Below are 22,593 nucleotides of genomic sequence, written 5' to 3' on the forward strand. Positions count from 1 at the left end.
CTGCAGGGCCGGCACGGCACGGATGTCCTCGCCATGGTTGTAGCCGTAGGTCATCAGCACCAGCGGGCAGCCGGCCGCGCGCGCGGCCTCTGCGTCGTTGCGTGAGTCGCCCACCATCCAGGTAGCCGCGGGCGATGTGCCCAGCGCCTCGCAGGTCTTGAGCAACGGCAGCGGATCGGGCTTCTTGCGCGCGAAGTCGTCGCCGCCGAAGACGTGGGTGAAGTAACCATCCAGCCCCTTGCGCTTGAGCAGTTCGCGCGCCGGCGCGCCCGGCTTGTTGGTCAGCACGGCCAGCGGCAGGCCCAGCGCTCGCAGTGCTTCCAGCCCTTCGACGACGCCCGCGTAGACAGTCGCAWGCTCGCCATTCAGGCCGGCGTAGTGCTGCTGGTAGAGCGGCCAGGCTTGCTCGAACAGCGCCGGCGCGCCGCCCACCTCGGCCAGCGTCGTGCGCACCAGGTGCTCGCTGCCGCGGCCGATGGTGTGCTCGACGAAGGCCGACGTGACCGGTGGCAGGCCGAGATCGGCCAGCACGCGGCCCAGCACGGCAACGAAGTCGCCCAGCGTGTCGATAAGGGTGCCGTCCAGGTCGAGGATGAGGGCTTGAGGTTTCATGTTTTCAGCTGGCCATCGGCCTTGAACATCGCCTTGATGCCCCRCACCGCCTGGCGGATGCGCGACTCGTTCTCGATCAGCGCAAAGCGCACATGGCCGTCACCGTGGTCGCCGAAGCCGATGCCGGGCGATACGCAGACCTTGGCCTTCTCCAGCAACTGCTTCGCGAACTCCAGCGAGCCAAGCTCGCGGTAGGGCTCGGGAATAGGCGCCCAGATGTACATGCTGGCCTTGGGGCAGTCCACCACCCAGCCGGCCTCGATGAGGCCCTTGTAGAGCACGTCGCGGCGGCGCTGGTAGCTGGCGGTGATGTCCTTGACGCACTGCTGGTCGCCCTCCAGCGCAGCGATGGCGGCGACCTGCAGCGGCGTGAAGGTGCCGTAGTCGTGATAACTCTTGATGCGCGCCAGCGCCGCGACGAGATCCGGATTGCCGACCATGAAGCCGACCCGCCAGCCGGCCATGTTGTAGCTCTTGGAGAGCGTGAAGAACTCGACCGCCACGTCCTTGGCGCCGGGCACCTGCATGATGGATGGCGCGACGTAGCCGTCGTAGACGATGTCGGCATAGGCCAGGTCATGCACGACGAGGATGTCGTGCTTCTTGGCCAGCGCCACGACGCGCTCGAAGAAGGCCAGGTCCACGCACTGCGCCGTCGGGTTGGACGGGAAGCCGAAGACCATCATCTTGGGCTTGGGGTAGCTGCCGCGGATGGTCTTCTCCAGCTCGGCGAAGAAGTCGACCTCGCTGCTGACCGGAATGGCGCGGATGTCGGCGCCGGCAATCACCGCGCCGTAGATGTGGATGGGGTAGCTGGGGTCGGGCACCAGCACGGTGTCGCCGCGGTCGAGTGTGGCCAGCATCAGATGGGCCAGGCCCTCCTTGGAGCCAATGGTGACGATGGCCTCGTGGTCGGGGTCGATGGCGACGCCGTAGCGGCGTTCGTACCAGTGCGAGATCGCCCGGCGCAGGCGCGGGATGCCCTTGCTGGCCGAGTAGCCGTGGGTGTCGGGCCGTTGCGAGACTTCGTTGAGCTTGGCGACGATGTGTGCCGGTGTGGCCCCGTCGGGGTTGCCCATGCTCATGTCGATGATGTCTTCGCCGCGTCTGCGGGCCGCCAGCTTGAGCTCGGCGGTGATGTTGAAGACGTAGGGCGGGAGACGGTCGATGCGCGCGAAGCGGCGCTTGCCGCTGGAGGCGGAAGAAGAGGTCATTGGCAGTGTTCACGTGAGCGCCCGGAACCGTCCGAGCGACGTGGGCGGCGTGGCGCCGCACCGCGGGCGACTCTAGCGTACTAAGCTGGTGACCATGAGCACGCCTGAGTCCCTCACGCTGACCGTTGACGATCAAACCACGGTCTCGGCCTTGTGGCTGCAGCCGCCCAAGCCGCGTTCGACCTACGTGTTCGCTCATGGCGCCGGTGCCGGCATGCACCACAGCTTCATGGCGGCGTTGTCGCAGGCCCTGTTCGACGCGTCGGTGGCGACCTTGCGCTACCAGTTCCCCTACATGGAGCGCGGCTCCAAGCGCCCCGACTCGCCCGCTGTGGCGCACGCCGCCGTTCGTGCCGCGGTGGCGGCGGCGGCGGCGCGCAAACGGTTGCCCGACACACCGCTGTTCGCGGGCGGCAAATCCTTCGGCGGCCGCATGACGTCGCAGGCCCAGGCGGCCGAGGCGATGCCGGGTGTGCGTGGGCTGGTGTTCGTCGGCTTTCCCTTGCACCCGGCTGGCAAACCGGCCATTGACCGGGCGGCGCACTTGGCGCAGGTCGCCGTACCGATGCTGTTCCTGCAGGGCACGCGGGACGAGCTGGCCGACCTGGCCTTGCTGCGGGGCGTTGTCCAGGGCCTGGGCGACCCAGCCACGCTGCATCTCGAGGATGATGCGGACCACGCCTTCCATGTCCGGGCCCGCAGCGGGCGCAACGACGCGCACGTGGTGCTGGCCTTGGCAGCGGCGATGGCGGCATGGTGCCTAGCGCAAGCCCCTGGGGCGCGCGGCGGGTGACTTCCTAGAATCGGGCAATGAACACCTCCGCCGCCCCCATTGCCTGCATCGGCGGCCTCAATATCGACCGCAAGCTCAGGCTGCTGTCCAACTCCCTGCACGGGTCGTCCAACCCGTGCGAGTCACATGAAACTCCTGGCGGCGTCGTGCGCAACGTCGCCGAGAACCTGGCGCGGCTGGGCCTGCCCGTCGCGCTGGTTGCCGCGGTGGGCGACGACGCCGGCGGGCGCATGCTGCTTGAGCAGGCCGCGCAGGTCGGCATCGACACGCGCGCCGTCATCCGGCTGCGCCGCCACGCCAGCGACAGCTACACCGCGGTGCTCGCGCCAGACGGCAGCCTGGAACTCGGCCTGGCGTCGATGCCGCTCGTCGAGAGCCTGAACCCCTGGGCGCTGGCGGCCAGCAAAGCCTTGCGCGCCGGGGCCGCCCTCGTCGTGGCCGACGGCAACCTGCCCACCGACGCCTGGCCCTTGCTGCTCGGCGAGGCGCGCGCCAGCGGTATCCCATTGGTGGGCGTGGCGGTGTCCGAAGCCAAGATGGAAAGACTGCCAGAGCGCCTGGACGGCCTGCACCTGCTCGTCATGAATGCCGGTGAACTGGCCACCATTGCGGCAGAGGCGAACGAGGCCTTCGATGCATTGCACGCACGCGGCGTCGGCTGCGTGCTGGTCTCCAAGGGCGCCGACGGCTTGCTGCTCAGCACGCCGGGCCGCGCACCACGCCACTGGCCGGCGCCGCAGGTGCATGTCGTGGACGTGACCGGTGCTGGCGACGCACTCTCGGCCGGCGTCTGTGCCTCGCTGCTGCGCGCGCCCGACGACTTCGACGCCGCCGCTCGCCTGGGCCTGGACCTCGCTGCACTGACGCTGCAGACCGAGGACAGCGTCCACCCCGAACTGAACCCCCGCTTTCTAGAAGAACGATAGAAGATGAACGAACTGATCCAGCTCTCGCCCGAAGTCGCCGCCGCCCATGAGCAGGGCCGGCCGATCGTGGCCCTCGAATCCACCATCATTGCCCACGGCATGCCGTGGCCGCAGAACCTGCAGACGGCGCGCGAGGTCGAGGACGTCATCCGCATCGAGGGCGCCGTGCCGGCGACCATCGCGGTCATCGGCGGGCGCATCCGCGTCGGCCTGACGGACACCGAACTGCAGCAGCTGGCCCAGGCGCCCGACGCCATGAAGCTCAGCCGCCGCGACCTGCCGTTTGCCATCGCCACCGGGCGCCTCGGTGCCACGACGGTGGCGGCGACGATGATCTGCGCCCACCTGGCCGGCATCGAGGTCTTTGTCACCGGCGGCATCGGCGGCGTGCACCGCGGCGGGCATGAGAGCTTCGACATCTCGGCCGACCTGCAGGAGCTGGCGCGCACGCCGGTGGCCGTCGTCTGTGCGGGCGCCAAGTCCATCCTCGACCTGGGCCTGACGCTGGAGTACCTGGAGACCCACGGCGTGCCGGTGCTGTCGGTCGGCCAGGACAACTTCGCCGCCTTCTTCACCCCCGACAGCGGCTTGAAGGCGGACTTCCGCATGGACTCGGCCGACGAGCAGGCCCGCTTCATTCGCGCCAAGTGGACGCTGGGCCTGGCCGGCGGTGTCGTCGTCAGCAACCCGGTGCCAGCAGCCCAGGCCATGCCGCGCGAGGAGATCGACGCCATCACGGCCCAGGCTCTCGCGGAAGCCGACGCGCAAGGCGTCGCCGGCAAGGCCATCACGCCCTTCCTGTTGGCGCGCATCAAGGCGCTGACGGGTGGTCGCAGCCTGACGACCAACATCGCCCTCGTGAAGCACAACGCGATCGTCGGCGCACGGTTGGCGCGCGCGCTGCAGAACTAAAAGCGAAAAACGCGCAAGCTGGTGGTGGCCAGCAAACTGCGAGCAAAACAGGCCGGTTAAGCTGATCTGTTTCCTGAGTCAATCCCCATTACTTTCAGCAGGCTTGCATGCGCGYGACCTCCCCTGTGATTCTTTGTGGCCTGGTGCTGGCCGTTCTGGCGGGCTGTGGGCGCAAGGACGATACAGGCGGCGCGTCGGCCCCGGCGGGGGCGGCGAGCGCGCCGCCGGCGCAGAACGTCGGTGTCGTCAAGGTCAGGCAGGCCGACGTGCCGATCACCGTGGAGGCCAGCGGCACCGTCACCGCGCTGCAGAGCGTGGACCTGCGTGCGCAGACGAGCAGCATCGTCGCTCAGGTCCTCGTCAAGGACGGTCAGAACGTCAGGAAGGGTGACCTGCTGTTCCGCTTCGATGACCGCGGCGACCGCGCCGCGCTGGAGAAGGCGCGCGCCCAGCTGGCCCGCGACCGCGCCAGCCTCACCGACCTGGAGCGCCAGCTCAACCGCGCCAAGGAACTGAAGGCGCAGAACTTCATCGCCCAGAACGCGGTGGACACCGCTCAGGCCAACTTCGATGCCGGCCAGGCGTTGATCCGCAGTGACGAGGCCGCGATCCAGGCGACCCAGGTCACGTTGGGCTACAACGAGTTGCGCGCGCCCATCAGCGGGCGCGTCGGCATCGTCAGCGTCTACCCGGGCAGCCTGGTGCAGGCCAATGCGACGGCGCTGCCGCTGGTCAACATCGCGCAGCTGGACCCCATCGCCATCAGCTTCACGGTGCCTGAAACCCAGCTCGGCTCGCTGCTGAGCGCCACGCGTGCCGGCGAGCTGGATGTCGAGGCCCTGCCGCCGCCGGGCTCGGCGCGCGGCGCAACCTCCATCAAGGGCCGCGTCACGGCGGTGGACAACCTCGTCGACAGCGCCACCGGCACGATCAAGGTCAAGGCCGAGTTCGACAACAAGGCCCAGGCGTTGTGGCCGGGACAGTACCTGCGCGTGCGCGTCACGCTGCRCACGCTCAAGGGCGTAACGGTCGTGCCGCAGGCCGCCATCATCATGCGCGGCAACGAGCGCTCGGTCTATGTCGTGGCGCCCGACAACACCGCCAAGCTGGTGCCCGTGCAGCTGCGCCAGGCCATGGGCGAGCAGGCGGTGGTGGAGGGCCTGGATGCGACGGCCCAGGTCGTCATGGAAGGCAAGCAGAACCTGCGGCCGGGCACGCCACTGCGCATTCAAGCCAGCGGCGGAGCGGGCGCCGCATCGGCCCCAGCGTCTGCCGCTTCGGGCACTGACAAATGAGGCTCACCGAGCTGTTCATCCGGCGGCCGGTCATGACCGTGCTGCTGAACCTGTCGCTCGTCATCGCCGGCCTGGCCGCCTGGAGCCGCATCCCGGTCGCGGCGCTGCCGTCCTACAACACGCCCATCATCAACGTCGGCGCGTCGCTGCCGGGCGCATCGCCCGAGACCATGGCCTCGTCCGTCGCGCTGCCGCTGGAGAAGCAGTTCTCCACCATCGCCGGCCTGCTGACGATCTCGTCGACGAACACGCTGGGCAACACCTCGCTGACGCTGGAGTTCGACCCCTCCCGCAACATCGACGCCGCCGCCGTGGACGTGCAGGCGGCGCTGTTCCGCTCCCTGCGTGCGCTGCCGGCCGAGATGACCTCGCCGCCCAGCTACCGCAAGGTGAACCCGGCCGATGCGCCGGTACTGCTGGTGGCGCTGACGTCGCCGTCCATCGACCTGACCGAGCTGAACGACTACGCCGAGAACCTGCTGTCGCCGGGCCTGTCCACCATCGACGGCGTGGCCCAGGTGTCCATCTTTGGCCAGAAGCGCTATGCGGTGCGCATCAAGGTCAAGACGGACCTGCTCAACCAGCGCAACATCACGCTGGACGAGCTGCAGACGGCGGTGCGCGCCGCCAATGCGAACACGCCTGTCGGCGTGCTGGACGGCTCGCGCCAGACACTGACCATCCAGGCCAACCGCCAGCTGCGCAACGCCGCCGAGTTCGGCCGCACCGTCGTCGCCTCGCGCAACGGCGCGCCGGTGCTGCTGCGCGACGTGGCCGACGTGCAGGACAGCGTCGAAACCAGCAAGACCTACTCCACCTACCAGGGCGAGCGCTCCATCGTGCTGGCCATCCAGCGCCAGCCCGACGCCAACACCGTGCAGGTGGTGGACAAGGTCAAGGCCCTGCTGCCGCGCTTCGCGTCGCAGATGCCGGMGTCCATCCAGATGAGCACGCTGAACGACCGATCGGTATCCATCCGCGAGTCGCTGCACGACGTCTACGTGACGCTAGCGCTGACGGTCGGCCTCGTCGTGCTGGTGATCTTCATCTTCCTGCGCCGTGCCGTGGCCACGCTGATCCCGACGGCCTCGCTGCCGATCTCGCTGATCGGTGCGCTCACGCTGCTGTTCGCACTCGGCTACTCGCTCGACAACATCTCGCTGCTCGGCATCACGCTGGCCGTGGGCCTGGTGGTGGACGACGCCATCGTCATGCTGGAGAACATCGTCCGCCACGTCGAGGACGGCATGAAGCCCTTCGACGCGGCCGTGCGCGGCGCGCGCGAGATGGCCTTCACCATCCTGTCGATCTCGGTGTCGCTGGTGGCCGTGCTGATCCCGATCTTCTTCATGCCGGGCGTCATCGGCCTGCTGTTCCACGAGTTCGCGGTCGTCGTGGGCCTGTCCATTCTTGTGTCGGCCGTGGTGTCGCTGACGCTGGTGCCTATGCTCTGCAGCCGGTTGTTGAAGGCCGACGAGCACCATGAGGATGGCCCGATGGGGCGCCTGTTCGAGCGCGGCTTCACATGGACGCTGGACACCTACACCCGCACGCTGGACCTGGCCCTGCGCCACCGCAACTGGGTGCTGGGCGTGGCGCTGCTGAGCTTCATCGCGACGGTGTGGTTCTACATGACCATCCCCAAGGGCTTTTTCCCCGAGGAGGATATCGGYCAGATACAGGCCAGCACCGAGTCTGCCGAGGACACATCCTTCGCCGCGATGACCCTGCTGCAGGAGCGCGTGGCCGCCATCGTGCGCAACGATCCCAACGTTTTCGCCCTGAGTTCGGCTGTCGGCGGTGGGCCCTCGGGCAGCGCCACCAATACCGGCCGCATGTTCATCAACCTGAAGGCCCGCAATAGCCGCGAGCCCATGCCCAAGGTGCTGGAAGGCCTGCGCAAGAAGCTGCGCGCAGTGCCCGGCATCCAGGTCTATCTGCGCCCGGTGCAGAACCTGCAGCTCGGCGGCCGCCAGAGCAAGAGCCGCTACCAGTACACGCTGCAGTCGGTATCCACCGGCGAACTCAACACCTGGGCAACCCGGCTGCAGGAGAAGCTGCGCGGCGATGAGCGCTTTCGCGACATCACCAGCGACTCGCAAATGCGCGGCCTGCAGGCCAGCCTTGTCATCGATCGCGAGCGCGCCGCCATCCTGGGCGTGCAGATGCAGGACTTGCGCAATGCGCTGTACGGCGCCTTCGGCGAGCGCCAGGTGTCCAGCATCTATGCCGAGAGCAACACCTACCAGGTCATCATGGAAGCCGGCGAGGACGACCGCAGCAGCGAAGCCGCTTTCGACAAGATCTACCTGCGCGGCAAGAACAGCGCGCAGGTGCCGCTGACGGCCTTCGCCACCGTGCAGCGCACGCTCGGGCCCACGGCCGTCAACCACCAAGGCCAGCTGCAGGCCGTCACGATCAGCTTCAATCTCGCACCCAACGTGCCGCTGGGCGACGCCACCAAGCAGATTGACGCCTTCACGCGCGACATCAAGCTCCCACCCAGCATCATCACCAGCTACGGCGGCGACGCGGCGGTGTTCCAGGATTCGCAGGGCGGCCAGCTGCTGCTGATCGGGCTGGCAGTGGCCGTGATCTACGTGCTGCTGGGCGTGCTCTACGAGAGCTACATCCACCCACTGACCATCCTGGCCGGCCTGCCGTCGGCGGCGGTGGGCGCGCTGATCACGCTGCAGCTGTTCGGCATGGAGCTGACCATCATCGCCACCATCGGCATCGTCATGCTGATCGGCATCGTCAAGAAGAACGCGATCATGATGATCGACTTCGCGCTGGACGTGCAGCGCAGCCAGGGGCTCAAGCCGGCCGAGGCGATCCGCCAGGCCGCGATCCTGCGCTTTCGGCCCATCATGATGACGACGCTGGCGGCGCTGATGGGCGCGCTGCCCATTGCGCTCGGCCTGGGCGCGGGGGCCGAGCTGCGCCAGCCGCTGGGCCTGGCCGTGGTGGGCGGCCTGATCCTGTCGCAGGCGGTGACGCTCTACATCACGCCCGTGATCTACCTGGCGCTGGACCGCTTCAGCGGCACCGGGCCGGACGTGCGCGAAGTGGCGGACTTCGCCAGCAAGGCAGCCTGATCAGCTCAGTTTCAGGCGGCCTTCGCGGCTCTCGGTGAGCAGCCGCTGGGCCGCGCGCTCCAGCATGCCGATGACGGCGTCAAAGCCTGCGACCGGGCCGAAATAGGGGTCGGGGATGTCCTGGCCGGCCAGCTCGGGCACGAAGTCGGTCAGCAGCAGGATCTTGGCGTGGTGCTCGGGCGCTGCCTTGGTGCGCAGCGCGTCGACATGCTCAGCCTCCATGGCCAGCACGAGGTCGTATTGGCCGAGCTGCTCAGGCTCGACGCGGCGCGAGCGCCATTTGCGGTCGAGGCTGTAGTTGTGCCGGCCCAGTGCCGCTGCGGCGCGGGCATCCACCGGGCCGCCGCGCGGGTCAGCATGCACGCCGGCCGAGGCGATGGTCTTGAACACGTCGCCGAGCTTGGCCCTGAAGATGGCCTCGGCCATCGGTGAGCGGCAGATGTTGGCGGTGCAGACGAGCAGGATGGCGGCCATGTCAGTTACTCAGTTGCGCGGGACGAGCGCCGGGCCGCTCCCAAGCCGGCCCGCAATGGTGATGTGCTTGCCGGTCGAACCGGCAAGCATCGCCGTCCCCGCGGGGGACCGGCCAAGGTAATCCTTGGACGAGGGGCTCACGATCTCGCAAGTTCCGTGCGCATCGCGTCGATGACGGCCTTGTAGTCGGGCTTGCCGAAGATGGCCGAGCCGGCGACGAAGGTGTCTGCGCCCGCCGCGGCGATCTCGCGGATGTTGTCGACCTTGACGCCGCCGTCGATCTCCAGGCGTATGTCCCGGCCGCTGGCGCTGATGATCTCGCGCGCCTTCTGCAGCTTCTTCAATGCCGAAGAGATGAAGCTCTGGCCGCCAAAGCCGGGGTTGACGCTCATCAGCAGGATCACATCGACCTTGTCGATGACCCACTCCAGCACGTCCAGCGGCGTCCCCGGGTTGAACACCAGGCCGGCCTGCTTGCCCTCGGCCTTGATGAGCTGCAGCGTGCGGTCCACATGGGCGCTGGCCTCGGGGTGGAAGGTCACCACGTCGGCGCCGGCGCGGCAGAAGGCCTGGGCCAGGCTGTCGACCGGTTGCACCATCAGGTGCACATCGATGACGGCCGGCGTGCCGTCGGGCTTCACGGCATGCTTGCGCAGCGCCTCGCACACCATCGGCCCGAAGGTCAGGTTGGGCACGTAATGGTTGTCCATCACGTCGAAGTGGATCCAGTCGGCGCCGGCGGCGAGCACGTTCTTCACTTCGTCGCCCAGGCGGGCGAAGTCGGCGGACAGCAGGCTGGGGGCGATGCGGTATTGCGGTGCGGCGGGCATAGCGGGTGATTCTAGGCAGCCCGCTTGCCCCGCTTCAGCGGCCCGGCCGCTTGAAGCTGTCGCGCGCCTGCTGCGCTTCTTTCCAGTGGTGGCAGCCGGGCTGGTGGTCGTTGATCAGGCCCATGGCCTGCATCAGCGCATGCATGGTGGTCGGGCCGACGAATTTCCAGCCGCGCTTCTTCAGATCCTTGGACAAGGCTTCGGAGGGCGCCGAGGTGGCCAGGTTGTGAGCCACCGAGTTCTTGGGCGGCTCGAAGCGCCACAGATAGGCGGCCAGCGAGCCTTCTGCAGCCACCAGCTCCACGCAGCGCCCGGCGTTGTGGATGGCCGCCTCGATCTTGCCGCGGTGGCGCACGATGCCGGAGTCGGCTAGCAGGCGGTTCACGTCCTTCTCGCCAAACTTGGCGACCTGGTTGTAGTCGAAACCCGCAAAGGCGGCGCGAAAGGCCTCGCGCTTGTTCAGGATGGTTCGCCACGACAGGCCGCTCTGGAAGCCCTCCAGGCACAGCTTCTCGAACAGGCGGAAGTCGTCGGCCACGGGCCGGCCCCATTCCTCGTCGTGATAGCGCAGATAGGTCTCGTCGCCGGGCGCGGCGGCGCACCAGGCGCAGCGTGGGCGGCCATCAGGGGGCAGGAAGAGGGGTTTCATCGGTATTTGTCAGCGAGTTGGCGCAGCGTGCCATCCTTCTCCAGCTTGCGCAGCGCCTGGGTCAGGCGTTCCTCATGGGCGGCCGGCAGGTCGGCGCGCAGCGCGAGGAACTGCGGCTCCTCCTGGAAGACGGTGCGGCCGAACCTGAGCTTGTCGCCCAGCTTGCTCTGTGCCACATGGCGCTGCAGGTTGATGTCCTGGCCGTAGATGGCGTCGGCGCGGCCCATGACCAGCATCTGCAGGGCCTCGCGCTCGGAGCTCACCTCGGCGACAGCCACATTGGCCGCCACCAGCCGGCGCGCCAGCGCCGTGCCACGCATGACCAGCACCGGCTTGCGGCGGCTCAAGGCGGCCAGTTGGGCCAGGGAATCGGGGTTGCGCGGGTCGTCGGCGCGCTGCACGACCACGTGGCGGACGATATACAGCGCCACCGGCGCATAACGCCATTGCTTCTCGCGCTCGGGCGACTTCAGCAGGCAGAAGAAGGCATCAATGAGGCCGTCGGCCAGCAGGCGTTCCACACGCTTGAGCGGCACCTGCTGGTCCAGCCCCGTGAAGTGCAGGCCTGCGTCCTGCCGCTCGACGGCGTGCAGGATTTCCAGGCAGAGCCCGGGTTTGAGCGGGCCGCCGTCGGGGTCGTACTTCACTGTCGAGCTGGCCTGCTGGACCGTGCGCAGCGTCAGCTCCTGGGCCGGCGCCGCCAGGCTCAACAGCGCACTCAACAACCAGGGCCAGCGCAGCACTTAGGATCACACACCCCGAAGAACATGCGGCGAGCATAGCCCCCGAGACGGACAATCACCCGATGGCCAACCCCCGTTTCAGTTGCAGCGTCACCGTGCAGACCCTGCCCGAGCAGACCCATCTCGAGCAAAGCCTGTACGCCTTCAGCTACACGATCACGATCGAGAACACCGGCGATGTGCTGTCCCAGCTCATCGGCCGGCATTGGGAGATCACCGATGCGCGTGGCCAGATGCAGGTCGTCGACGGCCTGGCCGTCGTCGGCCACCAGCCCGTGCTCGCCCCAGGCCAGAGCTTCCAGTACAGCTCCTGGGCCCAGATCGGCACCCCCCAGGGCACGATGCGCGGGCGTTTCCTGTGCGTGACCGAGGGCTGCGAGATCTTCCACACCGAGGTCGACGAATTCCTGCTCGCCGACAGCGCTTCTCTGCATTGACCTGGGATCTCACAGCTCTCCTGAACGCGGCCGACCCGCAGGCCGCGCTCGCCGAGCGCAATCTGTGGCTGGTGCGCCTGCTGGAGTGGCTGCGGCACGCGCCGCGTGAAGAGGCCTCATCGGGCACGCCGCTGCCCATCGTGCGCCTGAAGCACCTGCTCAATGTGCTGGAGCGCCACCCCGAGCACGCCTGGGCGTTTGCCAATGTCATCGGCGGCGTCTGGAACGACGTCGATGCGGTGGCGCTTTTCGCCGAAGTGGGCTTCGCGCCGCGCATGGCGCTGTGGCATGAATTCCTGGGCCGGCTGCGCCGCCGCCTGTTGCCGGCCACGACCGACACGCGCGACCTCGCGGCGCTGTTCGAACTGCTCTTCCCCGACGAGGCCGACGAGGACTGGATCGCCGCCATCGACGATGAGCTGCTGGCGCGATTGGGCCTGCTGTTTGCCGCCACGCCCGACGACGGCTGGCGCGTCGAGGCCAACGCCGCGATCACCGTGCTGGTCAGCAGCGTGCATGCCGCCGGCCTGGCCGGCCCGCTGCGGGTGCGCATGGATGCGGAGTTGGTGCAGGACAAGCCCTTCCACCAGCTGCCCGCCGCCTGGGCGGCCGTCGAGCGCGCGCTGGCCGGCGCCGATGACGATGCGGCCGCACTGGGGTCGGCCATGCAATACCTGCACGCGTTGCTGGACCGCTGCCGCGCTGCTGCGCTGACGGTGCCCGAGCACCTGGAAGTGCATGGCGTGTCGGTGGATCTGATGTTCTCCGTCGAGCAGCTCACCGCGCGGCTGGACCGCATCGATGCGCTGCTGGCCTGCCTGCTGTCCCACGAACCCCAGCGCGAGCTGCTGCGCCTGGTGTCGGGCCTGGTGCGCGTCGTGCACGAGCGGCGCAGCCTGCGCACGCTGTTCGCGCGCCACTACTCGCTGATGGCGCGCAAGGTGGCCGAGCGCAGCGCCGAGACGGGCGAGCACTACATCACCCGCAGCCGCGAGGAATACCGCGACATGCTGCGTCGCGCAGCCGGTGGCGGCGCTGTTTTGGCCGGCACCACCTTCCTGAAGTTCGGCATCGCCCTGCTCGGCTTCACGGCCTTCTGGGGCGGCTTCTGGGCCGGTGTGAACTACGCGCTGTGCTTCGTCCTCATCCACCTGCTGCACTGGACGGTGGCCACCAAGCAGCCGGCGATGACGGCCCCGGCCATGGCCGACAAGCTGTTGCACATCGACCGCGACGACGCCATCGTCGGTTTCGTCGACGAAGTGACCCATCTCGTGCGTTCACAAGTGGCCGGCATCATCGGCAACCTCACCGTCGTGGCGCCGCTGGTGCTGGCGGTGCAGGGCCTGTGCTGGTTGGCCTTCGGTGCGCCGCTGGTGGGCGTGCGGGATGCCGAATACGTGCTGCATTCGCTGAGCCTGTTCGGCCCTTCGCTGCTGTTTGCCGCCTTCACCGGCACGCTGCTGTTCGCGTCCAGCATGATCGCCGGCTGGGTGGAGAACTGGTTCGTCTTCCACCGCCTGGACAGCGCCATCGCCTGGAACCCGCGCATCGTCGCCACCCTCGGCCAGACGCGCGCGCAGCGCTGGTCGCACTGGTGGCGGGCCAACATCTCCGGCCTGACGGCCAACATCAGCCTGGGCCTGATGCTGGGCCTGGCGCCGGCGCTGTTCGGCTTCGTCGGCCTGGGCCTGGAGGTGCGCCACGTGACGTTGTCCACCGGCCAGCTCGCCGCTGCCGTGGGGGCGCTCGGTGTCGGCGTCATGACGACCTGGGCCTTCTGGTCCTGCGTGCTTTGCATCGCCGGCATCGGCATGCTCAATGTCGGCGTCAGCTTCTTCTGCGCCTTCAAGGTGGCGATGCGCTCGCGCGGTGTGCGCCTGGCCGACCGCAAACGCGTCTACGCGGCTATCCGCGCGCGGCTGCGACGCCAGCCCTTGAGCTTCCTGATCGCGAGGAGTTAGTCCTCGCGCCGCTCGCCCTTCTTGCGGCCCGAGAACATGGTCCACCAGATGATGAAGACGAAGATCAGCAGCGCGCCGAGGGCTTCGAGGGCGAGTAACAGCATGGTTTGGTGCGCGCGGTTGGGGCTGGCCGCCATTCTAGGAAGCCTTGCCGCCTGCTCCTCGCCACCCCTGCAGCCGCCCGAGCCGGCGCCGGCCGTGCCGGCCGCGCTGCGGCCCGCGCCGCAGCGCTGGGTCGCCGCCGACTGGAAGGATCTGCCTGGTTGGGGGAGCGATGACCTGCTGGCCGCCTGGCCGGCTCTGCTGGCCAGCTGCCAGCGCCCCGCGCCCGGCTGGGCGGAGTTCTGTGCCCGCGCCGCGCTGCAGGCGCCCGCCGACCCGCTGGAGGCCACGCTGTTCCTGATGAAGCATCTGCGCCCCTGGCGGCTGCAGGGCGAAGGCGGCGAGACGACTGGGCTGCTGACGGGCTATTTCGAGCCCCAGCTCGCGGCCAGCCGTACGCGCCAGGGCGCCTTCCAGTGGGCGCTGCATGCGCTGCCCGCCGATGCCGCGCTGCGTCGCACGCCGCGCCGCGACATCGACACCCATCCGCGCTTCACGGCGCTGGAGCTGGCCTATGTCGACGACCCTTTTGCGCTGCTGCAAATCCAGATCCAGGGCTCGGGCCGTCTCGTCGTGCGTGATGCGGCTGGCGCCGAGCGCATCAGCCGCGTCGCCTACGCGGGCCACAACGATCAGCCCTTCCAGTCTGTCGCGCGCGCGCTGCTGGACCGTGGCGAGGTGGGCGACGCGACACCACGAACCCTGAGCGACTGGGCGCGCCGCAACCCGGCCAAGGTGCGCGAGGCCCTGGCCGTCAACCCGCGCGTCGTCTACTTCCGCGAGGAGCCCCTGCCCGATGTGAACCAGGGCCCGCGCGGCGCCCAAGGCGTGCCGCTGACGCCGGGCCGTTCCGTCGCCATCGACCGCAGCTACATCGCGCTGGGCACGCCGCTGTGGCTGGACAGCACCGCGCCGTTGTCGACGACACCGCTGCGGCGGCTCGTGCTGGCCCAGGACACCGGCAGCGCCATCCAGGGCGCCGTGCGCGCCGACCTGTTCTGGGGCTGGGGTGAAGAGGCCGCGCTGCAGGCCGGCCGCACCAAGCAGGCGCTGCGGCTGTGGGCGCTGTGGCCCGAGGGTTCCAGCCCTACTCCGAAACCTTGACGCCCTTCCAGAAGGCGTAGCGACCTTTGATCTCGGCTGCGGCGGGCAGCGGGTCGGCGTAGTACCAGACCGCATCCGGGTTCATTTCGCCGTTGACGAACAGGCTCAGGTACTGCGCCTGACCCTTCCAGGGGCAGCCGCTGCGGTGGTTGGAGAAGGTCGTGTATTCCTTCTTCAGCGCTTCGGCCGGAAAGTAGTGGTTGCCTTCGACGACCACCGTATCGTCGCTCTCGGCGATGGTTACGCCGTTCCACACTGCCTTCATCGTCTGCTCCGGGAGAATTGAGGGATGAGACGCTACCACTCCCACCTCGGCCGCGACATCGTCATCACCGGCGGCAGCGCCCGGGATCTCGACCCCGGCCAGTTCGGCGTGCTCGCCATCGACGGCGGCGCGGGCGGCTGGTCGGTCGTGCACAAGGGGCCGGAGGGCGACGTGGACGAGCTCAACAACGAGATGCACTTCGAGACGTGGGAGGAGGCGCTGGCGTTTGTGAAGGAGTTGATCGGGATGATGGCGGCACCATGACTGCGGCGGTGCAACCCTTGATCCTGTACGGCGCCGAAGCCTCGGGCTCGGTTGCCGTCGAAGCGGCGCTGACGCTGCTGGGGCTGCCCTACCAACTGATCGAAGGCGCCACCTGGGTTGAGCCGGCCGCCCGCGAGCGCGTCGCGCCGACCAACCCGATGCGCCAGATCCCGACGCTGGTGCTGGAGAGCGGCGAGGTCATGACCGAGAGCGCGGCCATTCTGATCTACCTGGCCGACCTGCATCCCGAGGCACGTCTGGCACCGGCGCCCAGCGACCCGTTGCGCCGGCAGTTCTTGCGCTGGATGCTCTATGTGTCGTCGGCGATCTACTCGTTGCATTGGATCAAGCCGGACGTGAAGCGCATCGGCGCGCCCGACAGCGCGCGGGATGCCGTCGTCGAGGCCGTGCACGAGCGCATTGCCTTTTGCTGGTCCAACATGGATAGGCAGCTGACGCCGGGGCGTTATCTGCTGGGCGCTGAGTTGACCGCGCTGGACCTCTACGTCGCCGTCATCTCCCGCTTCGGGCCCTGGCGGGAGCGCTTCTATGAAGCCGCGCCGCGCATGGCATCAGTGGTTCGGCGCATCGACGAGGAACCGCGGCTCCTGGCGCTGTGGCGCGAGCGGTTTCCGGAGGAGTGAGCTTGAGGCGCCGCCGACCGCGATGGATGGGTTGGCTCTGGGGCTGCCCGTCTCTCTAAAGTAGATATCGCAGGCGCCTATCTGGCGTTGCCCTATATGGGCCTCGGGGCGCATGGCTTTGCGGTGGCGTCACGCCGCTACCGGGGCACCGATCTTGATCGCGTCAACCGTTCACAGGTCGCGAGACTTGTGGCGCTGTCACATGCGCGGACCTGCTGCCAGCAAAGCCCCGGAGCCGCTTGGGTGCAAGACTCAGCAACTGCTGCCGCTGCGCCCTTGTTTCACTTTCATGTCATTGCGAAGTGAGCGGTGCTGCCAGCCCGACCGGGTCTGGGGGCGACCAACGCTTCACTCTCGCCTGCGGACCAATCGCAGCAGACTCAGCAACTCGGACTTGGTGATGACGACGCCAGCAATGACGACTTCCTGCGTCTCAGCGTTTCCCAACACCAGTTGATGGCTTCGCGTGGCCGCTGCACCATGGCCGACGACCACGACGTTGTCGACGTTTGGCGCCTGTGTGGACACGGCGCCTGACATGCCACCGATGAAGACCGAGCGCGCGGCGCTTCGGGTTGTCGAGCCGGCCCACATGCCGACGGCGACATTGCTTGAGCCCGTGGTGGCATGCATGGCCATGGCGCCGACGATGACGTTTTCGTCGCCGATGCCCGCGTCCGCCATCGCGTGCGCGCCGACCACGGTGTTGTACTCCCCTCGCGGTATGTTCTTGCCTGCGGCTACGCCCACAAAAACATTGCGCGAGCCCTGCAGAAAATTCTCGGCGGGAGTGTATCCAACGGCGGTATTTCCCTCGCCGCTCTCGAAGTAGCGCAAGGCGCTATCGCCGATGCCCGTGTTGTTGCCGGCCGAAACCAGCGTGCTGCAGGCCAGCCTTCCGACCGCTGTGGCGCCCACGCCGCCCACCATGCTGCTGAGCGCTTCAACACCAACTGCGGTGCAGTCGATCGCATTGAGCGAGGAATACATGGCCAAGGAGCCGACACCCACGTTGTTCATGCCCTCCGTCTGGCGGCACATGACCAAGTCGCCGAGAGCCGTGTTCCACGATCCGACGGTGCAGGCACTCAGCACGTTCTCGCCAACGCCCACATTCGCCTTGCCGGTCATGTAATAGGCAGGCGATGGGCTGAAGATGTAGTTTCTGCGCGGGTGCGCCGGCACCAGAGGGCTGCCGTAGATGAGGCCCGAGTCCGCGCTGTTTGGCAGGGGCGCACTCGCCGCGATCTCCGATGGCTTTGGGGAAGAGAGGACTTTCCGCCGGGCGGCGTCTGACGTGGCGGAGACAGGGCGGTCGTCAGTGTCTACCGATCCACCCCCACATCCCGTCAACCCTGCGGCTGCTGTCGATCCGGCACCTAGAACCAATCTTCGTCGCTGTGCATCGAGCATTTCTGACCTTCAAAGCCGGTTGAAATCGTCCCGAGCCGGAAGTTTTGAAAAAGCCGGAATCCAAGCGTTATCGGGCCGCGGATAGAGCTGGCCGTCGCGCTGACGCGAGGGAAACTAAATACCGAAGGATTGCAAGGTTAGTGAAATGCAGTTCATGCAACAAGTTGCTTTCACTGATTACTTACTAGCTCACAAACTTGGGATGGTGCTGAAGCGTGAAAGTTGATCTCCAAACTTCCATGCCCAACTCAGCTCTGCCCACCCGCCTGTGCGCCTTTGCCTTTCAACACGGGTGCGTCCGGGATGCCGAGCAAATCCGCCGCCAGCGCCTCGGCTACCTCGATGCCGTCCACGCCGGCACTCATGATCCCGCCCGCGTAGCCGGCACCTTCGCCCGCAGGGAACAGCCCGCGCACGTTGACACTCTGGTAGTCCCGCMCACGGTTGATGCGCAGCGGTGACGACGTCCGGGTCTCAACACCGGTCAGCACCGCATCCGGCCGATCAAAGCCACGAATCTGGCGCGCAAACGCCGGCAAGGCTTCGCGGATCGCCTCCAGCGCATACGACGGCAGCGAGCCGCGGCCCTTTTGCTGCAGGTCGGTCAACGTCACGCCCGGCTTGTAGCTCGGTGCCACGTCACCGAATTCCTTGCTGACCTGCCGCTTGACGAAGTCCCCCACCAGCGAGCCCGGCGCCAGGTAGCCGCCGCCGCCCAGCTCATAGGCGCGGCTTTCCCAGATGCGTTGGAAGGCCATGCCGTCCAGCGGGTTCACGGGGCTGCCGTCGCGCTTGCCGTCCTGGCGGTAGTCCTCGGGCGTGAGCCCCACGACGATGCCGGCATTGGCATTGCGCTCGTTGCGCGAGTACTGACTCATGCCGTTGGTGACGACGCGGTCGGGCTCGCTGGTGGCAGCCACCACGGTGCCGCCGGGGCACATGCAGAAGCTGTAGACCGAGCGGCCGTTCTTGGCGTGGTGCACGAGCTTGTAGTCGGCCGCGCCGAGGATCTCGTTGCCGGCGTGGACACCGAAGCGGGCCGCGTCAACCAGGCTCTGCGGGTGCTCGATGCGGTAGCCGATGGAAAAGGGCTTGGCTTCCATCTGCACGCCGCGGGCATGCAGCATCTGGAAGGTGTCGCGGGCGCTGTGGCCGAGCGCAATGACGACGTGGGTGGTGGCAATCTGCTCGCCGGATTCGAGCTGCACGCCACGCACCGCGCCGTTCTCGATCAGCAGATCGGTCATCTTCTGCTGGAAGCGGATCTCGCCGCCCAGCGCCTCGATGTCGGCCCGCATCTTGATGATCATGCTGACCAGACGGAAGGTGCCGATGTGGGGCTTGCTGACGAACAGGATCTCGTCGGGCGCGCCGGCCTTGACGAACTCGGTCAGCACCTTGCGCGTCAGGTGGCGCGGGTCGGAGATCTGGCTGTAGAGCTTGCCGTCGGAGAAGGTGCCGGCGCCGCCTTCGCCGAACTGCACATTGCTCTCGGGGTGGAGCTTCTGTTCGCGCCACAGGCCCCAGGTGTCCTGGGTGCGTTCGCGCACCGCCTTGCCGCGCTCCAGCACGATGGGCTTCAACCCCATCTGCGCCAGGATCAGCGCGGCGAACAGGCCGCAAGGGCCGAAGCCGACGACGACGGGCCGCGGGCCCGTGAAATCGCCGCGTTGAGCGAGGAAGTGGTAGCCGGTGTCGGGCGTGGGCCGGATCTGGTGGTCGCCGGCAAAGCGCGCCAGCACGGCGGCTTCGTCGGTGCCTTCGCTCAGCGTGCAGTCCAGCGTGTAGACGAGCTGGATGTCGCTGCGCTTGCGGGCGTCATAGCCGCGGCGGAACACCTGGATGGTGGCCAGCTCGGTGTCGGCGAGCTTGAGCCGCGCCAGCACGGCGGGTCGCAACGCGTCTTCGGTGTGGCTGAGCGGCAGGCGGAGTTCGGTGATGCGGATCATGGTGGTCAGGATTTAGCCGACAACAAAAACAAACAGGCCCCGCAGGGCCTGTGTGTGAGGAAGATCGTCAGGCGATCAGCCCGTCAATCAACCCGAATGCGGGCGCTTGCCCGGGTTCTTCTTGGAGCGGGTGTGCGAACCGCGCTCCAGGCTGCTCAGCTGGCCCTTGCCGGCGGTGAAGGTCACGCCCTTGGGGGCTTCGGGACGGGGGGTGGCGCGGCGAGCCGCTTCGGTGATGATCTTGTTGCCCATGATGGCTCCGTAAACAAAAGCCCACAGCAGGGGCGAAACGCAAAACAGCGACGAAAGGCGCGGATTTTAGCCTGTTCGGCCCAACCAGGCTTCAAAGTCCGGCAGATCCATCGGCCGGGCCAGCAGATAGCCCTGGATGAGATCACAGCCGCAGGCCGTGATGCAGTCCAGTTCGGCGGCGTTTTCCACCCCTTCGGCGGTCACCTTGAGGCCCAGGCCCTGGCCCACGCCGACGATGGATTTCAGCAGGGCCTGGCGGCGTGGGTCGCCGTCCACGTCCTGCACGAAGCTGCGGTCGATCTTGAGTTCATCCACCGGCAGGTGCTGCAAATAGGCCAGCGACGACTGGCCGGTGCCGAAGTCGTCGATGGCCAGGCTCACGCCCCAGGCCTTCAACGCGTTCAGCACGGCGATGGGATCGGTGCCGCTGGACATCAGGCCGGTCTCGGTGACCTCCAGCTGCAGCTGGCCGGGGTCGACGCGGTATTCGGCCAGCAGGGCGGCCAGGCGGGCCGGCAGGGTCTGGTCCTGGATGTCCAGCGTCGAGATGTTGACGGCAATGCTCATGGGCTCGCGGCCCTCGGCCTCCCAGGCTGCCAGGGTGCGCACGGCGCGAGCCAGCATCCAGTCGGTGATCTGGCGGATGCGGCCGCTGCGCTCGGCAAAGGGCACGAAGTCGCCCGGTGGCAACCAGCCGCGCTGCGGATGCTGCCAGCGCACCAGGGCCTCGGCGCCGGTGATGCGGCCGGTCTTCAGACAGCGCTTGGGCTGCAGGAACTGGCGCAGCTGGTCCTGCTGGATGGCAGTGGCCAGGTCAGACAGCAAGCTCAGGTGCAGGGCTCGCGAGGCCTCGGCGCTGGGGTTGAAGACGGCAACGTCCTGGCGCAGGCGCTTGGCCTCGAACATGGCCTGCTCGGCACGGCGCAGCAGGGCCTCGGTGTCAGCGGCATGCTCCGGCCAATGGGCCACGCCGAGCGACACCGACAGGTCCAGCGACTGGCCCTGCCAGCTGAGCTTGTGCTCGACCTCTTCGCGCAACTGGGCGGCCAGCGCGTTGGCATGGTCCAGCCGTGCCACGGGGGCGAGGGCCGCGAAGGTGCCGCCGGCCAGGCGCCCGTAGGCGGCGACGCCTTCGAACAGGCCCTCCAGCTTGGCTGCCGCACCGCGCAGCAACGCGTCGCCCGCGTCAAAGCCCAGCACGCTGTTGACCGCCTTGAGCCGGTCGACGTCGATGCAGATCAACACGGCCAGCTGCTCGCGCTCGGGCAGGTTGGCCAGCAGCCGGTCGCCGTCGGCGATGAAGCGGGCGCGCTGGGGCAGGCCGGTCAGCAGGTCGATGTCGGCCAGGCGGCGCAACTCGGCCTCGCGCTCGCCGACGGCCGCGGCCATGGTGTTCATCGCCGCGGCCATGTGGCCGAGCTCGTCGGCCGAGTCCACCTCGATGCGGTGGCCGTACTGGCCCTGCGCGATCAGCTCGGCGCCGTCCTCGGCGCGCTTGAGCGGGATGACGATGGAGCGCGTGACGCCCACCGCCAGCAGCGCCCCGGCGACGAGGGCGCCGATGCACAGGGCCAGCACGCCGGTGCGGTCGACGTCGATCTGGTCGCGCAGCTCACGGGCCTGGGCCGTGCCCGCACGCTCCTCGCTGGCCGCGAGCTGGTGGATGGCGCTGACAAAGAGGGACAGGGCCGATTCGGTGTCACTGCCCAGCAGGGCGCGGGCGGCCTGGAAATCGTCGCGCTCGATGAGGTTGCGCACGTCGACATAGCTGGCGCGGTAGTCGGCCAGGCGCAGGTGCACCTCGGACAGGCGATCGGTGCGGGGCCCCAGTGGCAGCACCATGGCCAAGCGCTGCATGGCGTCGTCGAGCCGATTGTTGGCCGACGCGATCTCGGGGTAGGCCGACACGCGCAGCTCGGCGTCGGGGCTCATCAGCACCAGCAGCTTGCGGGCGACGGCCTCGGCATTGCGGTTGATCTCGTTGACCGAGTCGCGGATGACGGCCTGGTCGTCGACGATGCGGTTAAGCGCGTCCGACAGCCCTGTGAGGCGATAAACCGACAGGGCGGCGAGGCCCATCAGCAGCAGCAGCAGCAGACCGAAGGCCAGGCCCAGGCGGGTGCGTATGCGCAGCCGCCGCGACAGCCGGCTCAGGGGCCTGTCGAGGCTGCTCATGGGGCCGACGGCATCTCAGGCGTCATGCAGCGCTCCAGCGCGTCAGCAGCAGCCGCGCGGTGGCCACGTTGGTGGCGCAGGGCACGTCGTGCACATCGCAGGCGCGCACCAGGGCGTTGATGTCGGGCTCGTGCGGCTGGGGTGTCATGGGGTCGCGCAGGAAGATGACGCCGTCCAGGTCGCCCACCGCCAGCCGCGCGCCGATCTGCAGGTCACCGCCCATCGGGCCGCTGAGCACGCGCTCGATGGTCAGGCCATGGGCTGCGTTCAGCCGGGTGCCCGTGGTGCCGGTGGCCATCAGCTGGCAGCGGCGCAGCAGCGGCAGGAAGTCGGCGACCAGGGAGATCATGGCGTCCTTTTTGCCATCGTGGGCGATCAAGGCAAGCTTCATGGTCGGAAAGGCGGGGAGTTCTGCAAAGGATTGACGTTACACGCAAGACGTGACCATAAACGCGCAAGACTTGGCACATTGCCAATC

The 22,593-nt window shown here is 68.0% G+C and carries 22 protein-coding genes; 10 read left to right on the forward strand and 12 right to left on the reverse strand.

The genetic code is table 11. From position 1 onward, the window contains the following. Window positions 1-612: phosphoglycolate phosphatase (gph, locus tag AC1DU6_RS03825; RefSeq protein ID WP_477856116.1), on the reverse strand; the 612-nt coding region annotated here is incomplete at its 3' end. Then, entirely contained in the window at window positions 609-1,826 is a 1,218-nt protein-coding gene (gene alaC / locus AC1DU6_RS03830) for an alanine transaminase (RefSeq protein ID WP_477856117.1), read from the reverse strand. The genes gph and alaC, both read right to left, overlap by 4 nt. Before the next feature lie 94 nt (window positions 1,827-1,920). On the opposite strand from alaC, the gene AC1DU6_RS03835 reads away from it, so the two are divergent. The 5 genes from AC1DU6_RS03835 (at window position 1,921) to AC1DU6_RS03855 (ending at window position 8,850) form a co-directional block, all read left to right on the forward strand. Beyond that, window positions 1,921-2,619: an alpha/beta hydrolase family protein gene (locus tag AC1DU6_RS03835; RefSeq protein WP_477856118.1), complete on the forward strand. Its 699-nt coding sequence runs from the start codon at window positions 1,921-1,923 to the stop codon at window positions 2,617-2,619. A 17-nt stretch (window positions 2,620-2,636) separates the two neighbouring features. Continuing rightward, complete coding sequence (locus AC1DU6_RS03840; protein WP_457445864.1) at window positions 2,637-3,545, forward strand: carbohydrate kinase family protein; 909 nt, start codon at window positions 2,637-2,639, stop codon at window positions 3,543-3,545. Window positions 3,546-3,548: 3 nt separating this feature from the next. Then, window positions 3,549-4,457, forward strand: a complete 909-nt coding sequence (locus AC1DU6_RS03845; RefSeq protein WP_457389736.1) for a pseudouridine-5'-phosphate glycosidase — start codon at window positions 3,549-3,551, stop codon at window positions 4,455-4,457. 107 nt (window positions 4,458-4,564) lie between these two features. Further along, the gene (locus tag AC1DU6_RS03850) at window positions 4,565-5,752 is read left to right on the forward strand and encodes an efflux RND transporter periplasmic adaptor subunit (protein ID WP_477856119.1); all 1,188 of its coding nucleotides are present in this window, start codon (window positions 4,565-4,567) and stop codon (window positions 5,750-5,752) included. Next, window positions 5,749-8,850, forward strand: a complete 3,102-nt coding sequence (locus AC1DU6_RS03855) for an efflux RND transporter permease subunit (protein ID WP_477856120.1) — start codon at window positions 5,749-5,751, stop codon at window positions 8,848-8,850. Before AC1DU6_RS03850 ends, AC1DU6_RS03855 begins: the two co-directional genes overlap by 4 nt. Here the strand turns inward: AC1DU6_RS03855 and AC1DU6_RS03860 are convergent, their stop codons facing one another. The 4 genes from AC1DU6_RS03860 to AC1DU6_RS03875 form a co-directional block, all read right to left on the reverse strand. Beyond that, a complete protein-coding gene (locus AC1DU6_RS03860; RefSeq protein ID WP_056191718.1) occupies window positions 8,851-9,324 on the reverse strand; it encodes a low molecular weight protein-tyrosine-phosphatase in 474 nt (157 codons plus the stop codon). Window positions 9,325-9,461: 137 nt separating this feature from the next. Continuing rightward, window positions 9,462-10,154: a ribulose-phosphate 3-epimerase gene (rpe, locus tag AC1DU6_RS03865; protein ID WP_477856121.1), complete on the reverse strand. Its 693-nt coding sequence runs from the start codon at window positions 10,152-10,154 to the stop codon at window positions 9,462-9,464. Between the two features lie 34 nt (window positions 10,155-10,188). Then, on the reverse strand, window positions 10,189-10,803 hold the full coding sequence (locus AC1DU6_RS03870; RefSeq protein WP_477856122.1) for a DNA-3-methyladenine glycosylase I: 615 nt from the start codon (window positions 10,801-10,803) through the stop codon (window positions 10,189-10,191). Continuing rightward, window positions 10,800-11,546, reverse strand: a complete 747-nt coding sequence (locus tag AC1DU6_RS03875) for a substrate-binding periplasmic protein (protein ID WP_477856123.1) — start codon at window positions 11,544-11,546, stop codon at window positions 10,800-10,802. The genes AC1DU6_RS03870 and AC1DU6_RS03875 overlap by 4 nt, the downstream gene beginning before the upstream one ends. A gap of 62 nt (window positions 11,547-11,608) precedes the next feature. On the opposite strand from AC1DU6_RS03875, the gene apaG reads away from it, so the two are divergent. From apaG to mltA, 3 genes are all read left to right on the forward strand, one after another. Next, complete coding sequence (apaG, locus tag AC1DU6_RS03880) at window positions 11,609-11,983, forward strand: Co2+/Mg2+ efflux protein ApaG (protein ID WP_056192606.1); 375 nt, start codon at window positions 11,609-11,611, stop codon at window positions 11,981-11,983. Then, a complete protein-coding gene (locus tag AC1DU6_RS03885) occupies window positions 11,980-13,947 on the forward strand; it encodes a site-specific recombinase (RefSeq protein WP_457351246.1) in 1,968 nt (655 codons plus the stop codon). Before apaG ends, AC1DU6_RS03885 begins: the two co-directional genes overlap by 4 nt. A gap of 102 nt (window positions 13,948-14,049) precedes the next feature. Next, entirely contained in the window at window positions 14,050-15,153 is a 1,104-nt protein-coding gene (gene mltA, locus AC1DU6_RS03890) for a murein transglycosylase A (RefSeq protein ID WP_477856124.1), read from the forward strand. Here the strand turns inward: mltA and AC1DU6_RS03895 are convergent. Continuing rightward, window positions 15,137-15,418, reverse strand: coding sequence for a DUF427 domain-containing protein (locus AC1DU6_RS03895; protein ID WP_056191728.1), 282 nt, complete (start codon window positions 15,416-15,418; stop codon window positions 15,137-15,139). The genes mltA and AC1DU6_RS03895 overlap by 17 nt on opposite strands. 24 nt (window positions 15,419-15,442) lie before the next feature. Here AC1DU6_RS03895 and AC1DU6_RS03900 point away from each other — a divergent pair, with 24 nt between their 5' ends. After that, window positions 15,443-15,682: a hypothetical protein gene (locus AC1DU6_RS03900; protein ID WP_477856125.1), complete on the forward strand. Its 240-nt coding sequence runs from the start codon at window positions 15,443-15,445 to the stop codon at window positions 15,680-15,682. Window positions 15,683-15,690: 8 nt separating this feature from the next. After that, window positions 15,691-16,326, forward strand: a complete 636-nt coding sequence (locus AC1DU6_RS03905) for a glutathione S-transferase family protein (protein ID WP_457323051.1) — start codon at window positions 15,691-15,693, stop codon at window positions 16,324-16,326. Between the two features lie 348 nt (window positions 16,327-16,674). On the opposite strand, the gene AC1DU6_RS03910 is transcribed toward AC1DU6_RS03905, so the two are convergent. The 5 genes from AC1DU6_RS03910 to AC1DU6_RS03930 all read right to left on the reverse strand — a co-directional run bounded on the left by AC1DU6_RS03910 (window position 16,675) and on the right by AC1DU6_RS03930 (window position 22,506). Continuing rightward, window positions 16,675-17,457 carry a hypothetical protein gene (locus AC1DU6_RS03910; RefSeq protein WP_477856126.1) on the reverse strand — a complete coding sequence of 261 codons (783 nt, stop codon included), beginning with the start codon at window positions 17,455-17,457 and terminating at the stop codon, window positions 16,675-16,677. A 530-nt stretch (window positions 17,458-17,987) separates the two neighbouring features. Further along, complete coding sequence (locus AC1DU6_RS03915; RefSeq protein WP_477856127.1) at window positions 17,988-19,688, reverse strand: NAD(P)/FAD-dependent oxidoreductase; 1,701 nt, start codon at window positions 19,686-19,688, stop codon at window positions 17,988-17,990. 87 nt (window positions 19,689-19,775) lie between these two features. After that, window positions 19,776-19,940 carry a hypothetical protein gene (locus tag AC1DU6_RS03920; protein WP_200955205.1) on the reverse strand — a complete coding sequence of 55 codons (165 nt, stop codon included), beginning with the start codon at window positions 19,938-19,940 and terminating at the stop codon, window positions 19,776-19,778. 66 nt (window positions 19,941-20,006) lie between these two features. After that, window positions 20,007-22,115, reverse strand: a complete 2,109-nt coding sequence (locus tag AC1DU6_RS03925; protein WP_477856128.1) for a putative bifunctional diguanylate cyclase/phosphodiesterase — start codon at window positions 22,113-22,115, stop codon at window positions 20,007-20,009. Window positions 22,116-22,137: 22 nt separating this feature from the next. Further along, window positions 22,138-22,506, reverse strand: coding sequence for a methylglyoxal synthase (locus AC1DU6_RS03930; protein ID WP_457321088.1), 369 nt, complete (start codon window positions 22,504-22,506; stop codon window positions 22,138-22,140). Window positions 22,507-22,593 lie beyond the last annotated feature (87 nt).

Source organism: Roseateles sp. P5_B10, from assembly GCF_056400485.1.

Bases quoted from the DNA above. Each gene is read 5' to 3' on its own strand.
- AC1DU6_RS03835 (WP_477856118.1), top strand. From the start codon at position 1,921: ATGAGCACGCCTGAGTCCCTCACGCTGACCGTTGACGATCAAACCACG.
- AC1DU6_RS03840 (WP_457445864.1), top strand. From the start codon at position 2,637: ATGAACACCTCCGCCGCCCCCATTGCCTGCATCGGCGGCCTCAATATC.
- AC1DU6_RS03845 (WP_457389736.1), top strand. From the start codon at position 3,549: ATGAACGAACTGATCCAGCTCTCGCCCGAAGTCGCCGCCGCCCATGAG.
- AC1DU6_RS03860 (WP_056191718.1), bottom strand. From the start codon at position 9,324: ATGGCCGCCATCCTGCTCGTCTGCACCGCCAACATCTGCCGCTCACCG.
- rpe (WP_477856121.1), bottom strand. From the start codon at position 10,154: ATGCCCGCCGCACCGCAATACCGCATCGCCCCCAGCCTGCTGTCCGCC.
- AC1DU6_RS03870 (WP_477856122.1), bottom strand. From the start codon at position 10,803: ATGAAACCCCTCTTCCTGCCCCCTGATGGCCGCCCACGCTGCGCCTGG.
- apaG (WP_056192606.1), top strand. From the start codon at position 11,609: ATGGCCAACCCCCGTTTCAGTTGCAGCGTCACCGTGCAGACCCTGCCC.
- mltA (WP_477856124.1), top strand. From the start codon at position 14,050: ATGGTTTGGTGCGCGCGGTTGGGGCTGGCCGCCATTCTAGGAAGCCTT.
- AC1DU6_RS03895 (WP_056191728.1), bottom strand. From the start codon at position 15,418: ATGAAGGCAGTGTGGAACGGCGTAACCATCGCCGAGAGCGACGATACG.
- AC1DU6_RS03900 (WP_477856125.1), top strand. From the start codon at position 15,443: ATGAGACGCTACCACTCCCACCTCGGCCGCGACATCGTCATCACCGGC.
- AC1DU6_RS03910 (WP_477856126.1), bottom strand. From the start codon at position 17,457: ATGACCGGCAAGGCGAATGTGGGCGTTGGCGAGAACGTGCTGAGTGCC.
- AC1DU6_RS03920 (WP_200955205.1), bottom strand. From the start codon at position 19,940: ATGGGCAACAAGATCATCACCGAAGCGGCTCGCCGCGCCACCCCCCGT.
- AC1DU6_RS03925 (WP_477856128.1), bottom strand. From the start codon at position 22,115: ATGAGCAGCCTCGACAGGCCCCTGAGCCGGCTGTCGCGGCGGCTGCGC.
- AC1DU6_RS03930 (WP_457321088.1), bottom strand. From the start codon at position 22,506: ATGAAGCTTGCCTTGATCGCCCACGATGGCAAAAAGGACGCCATGATC.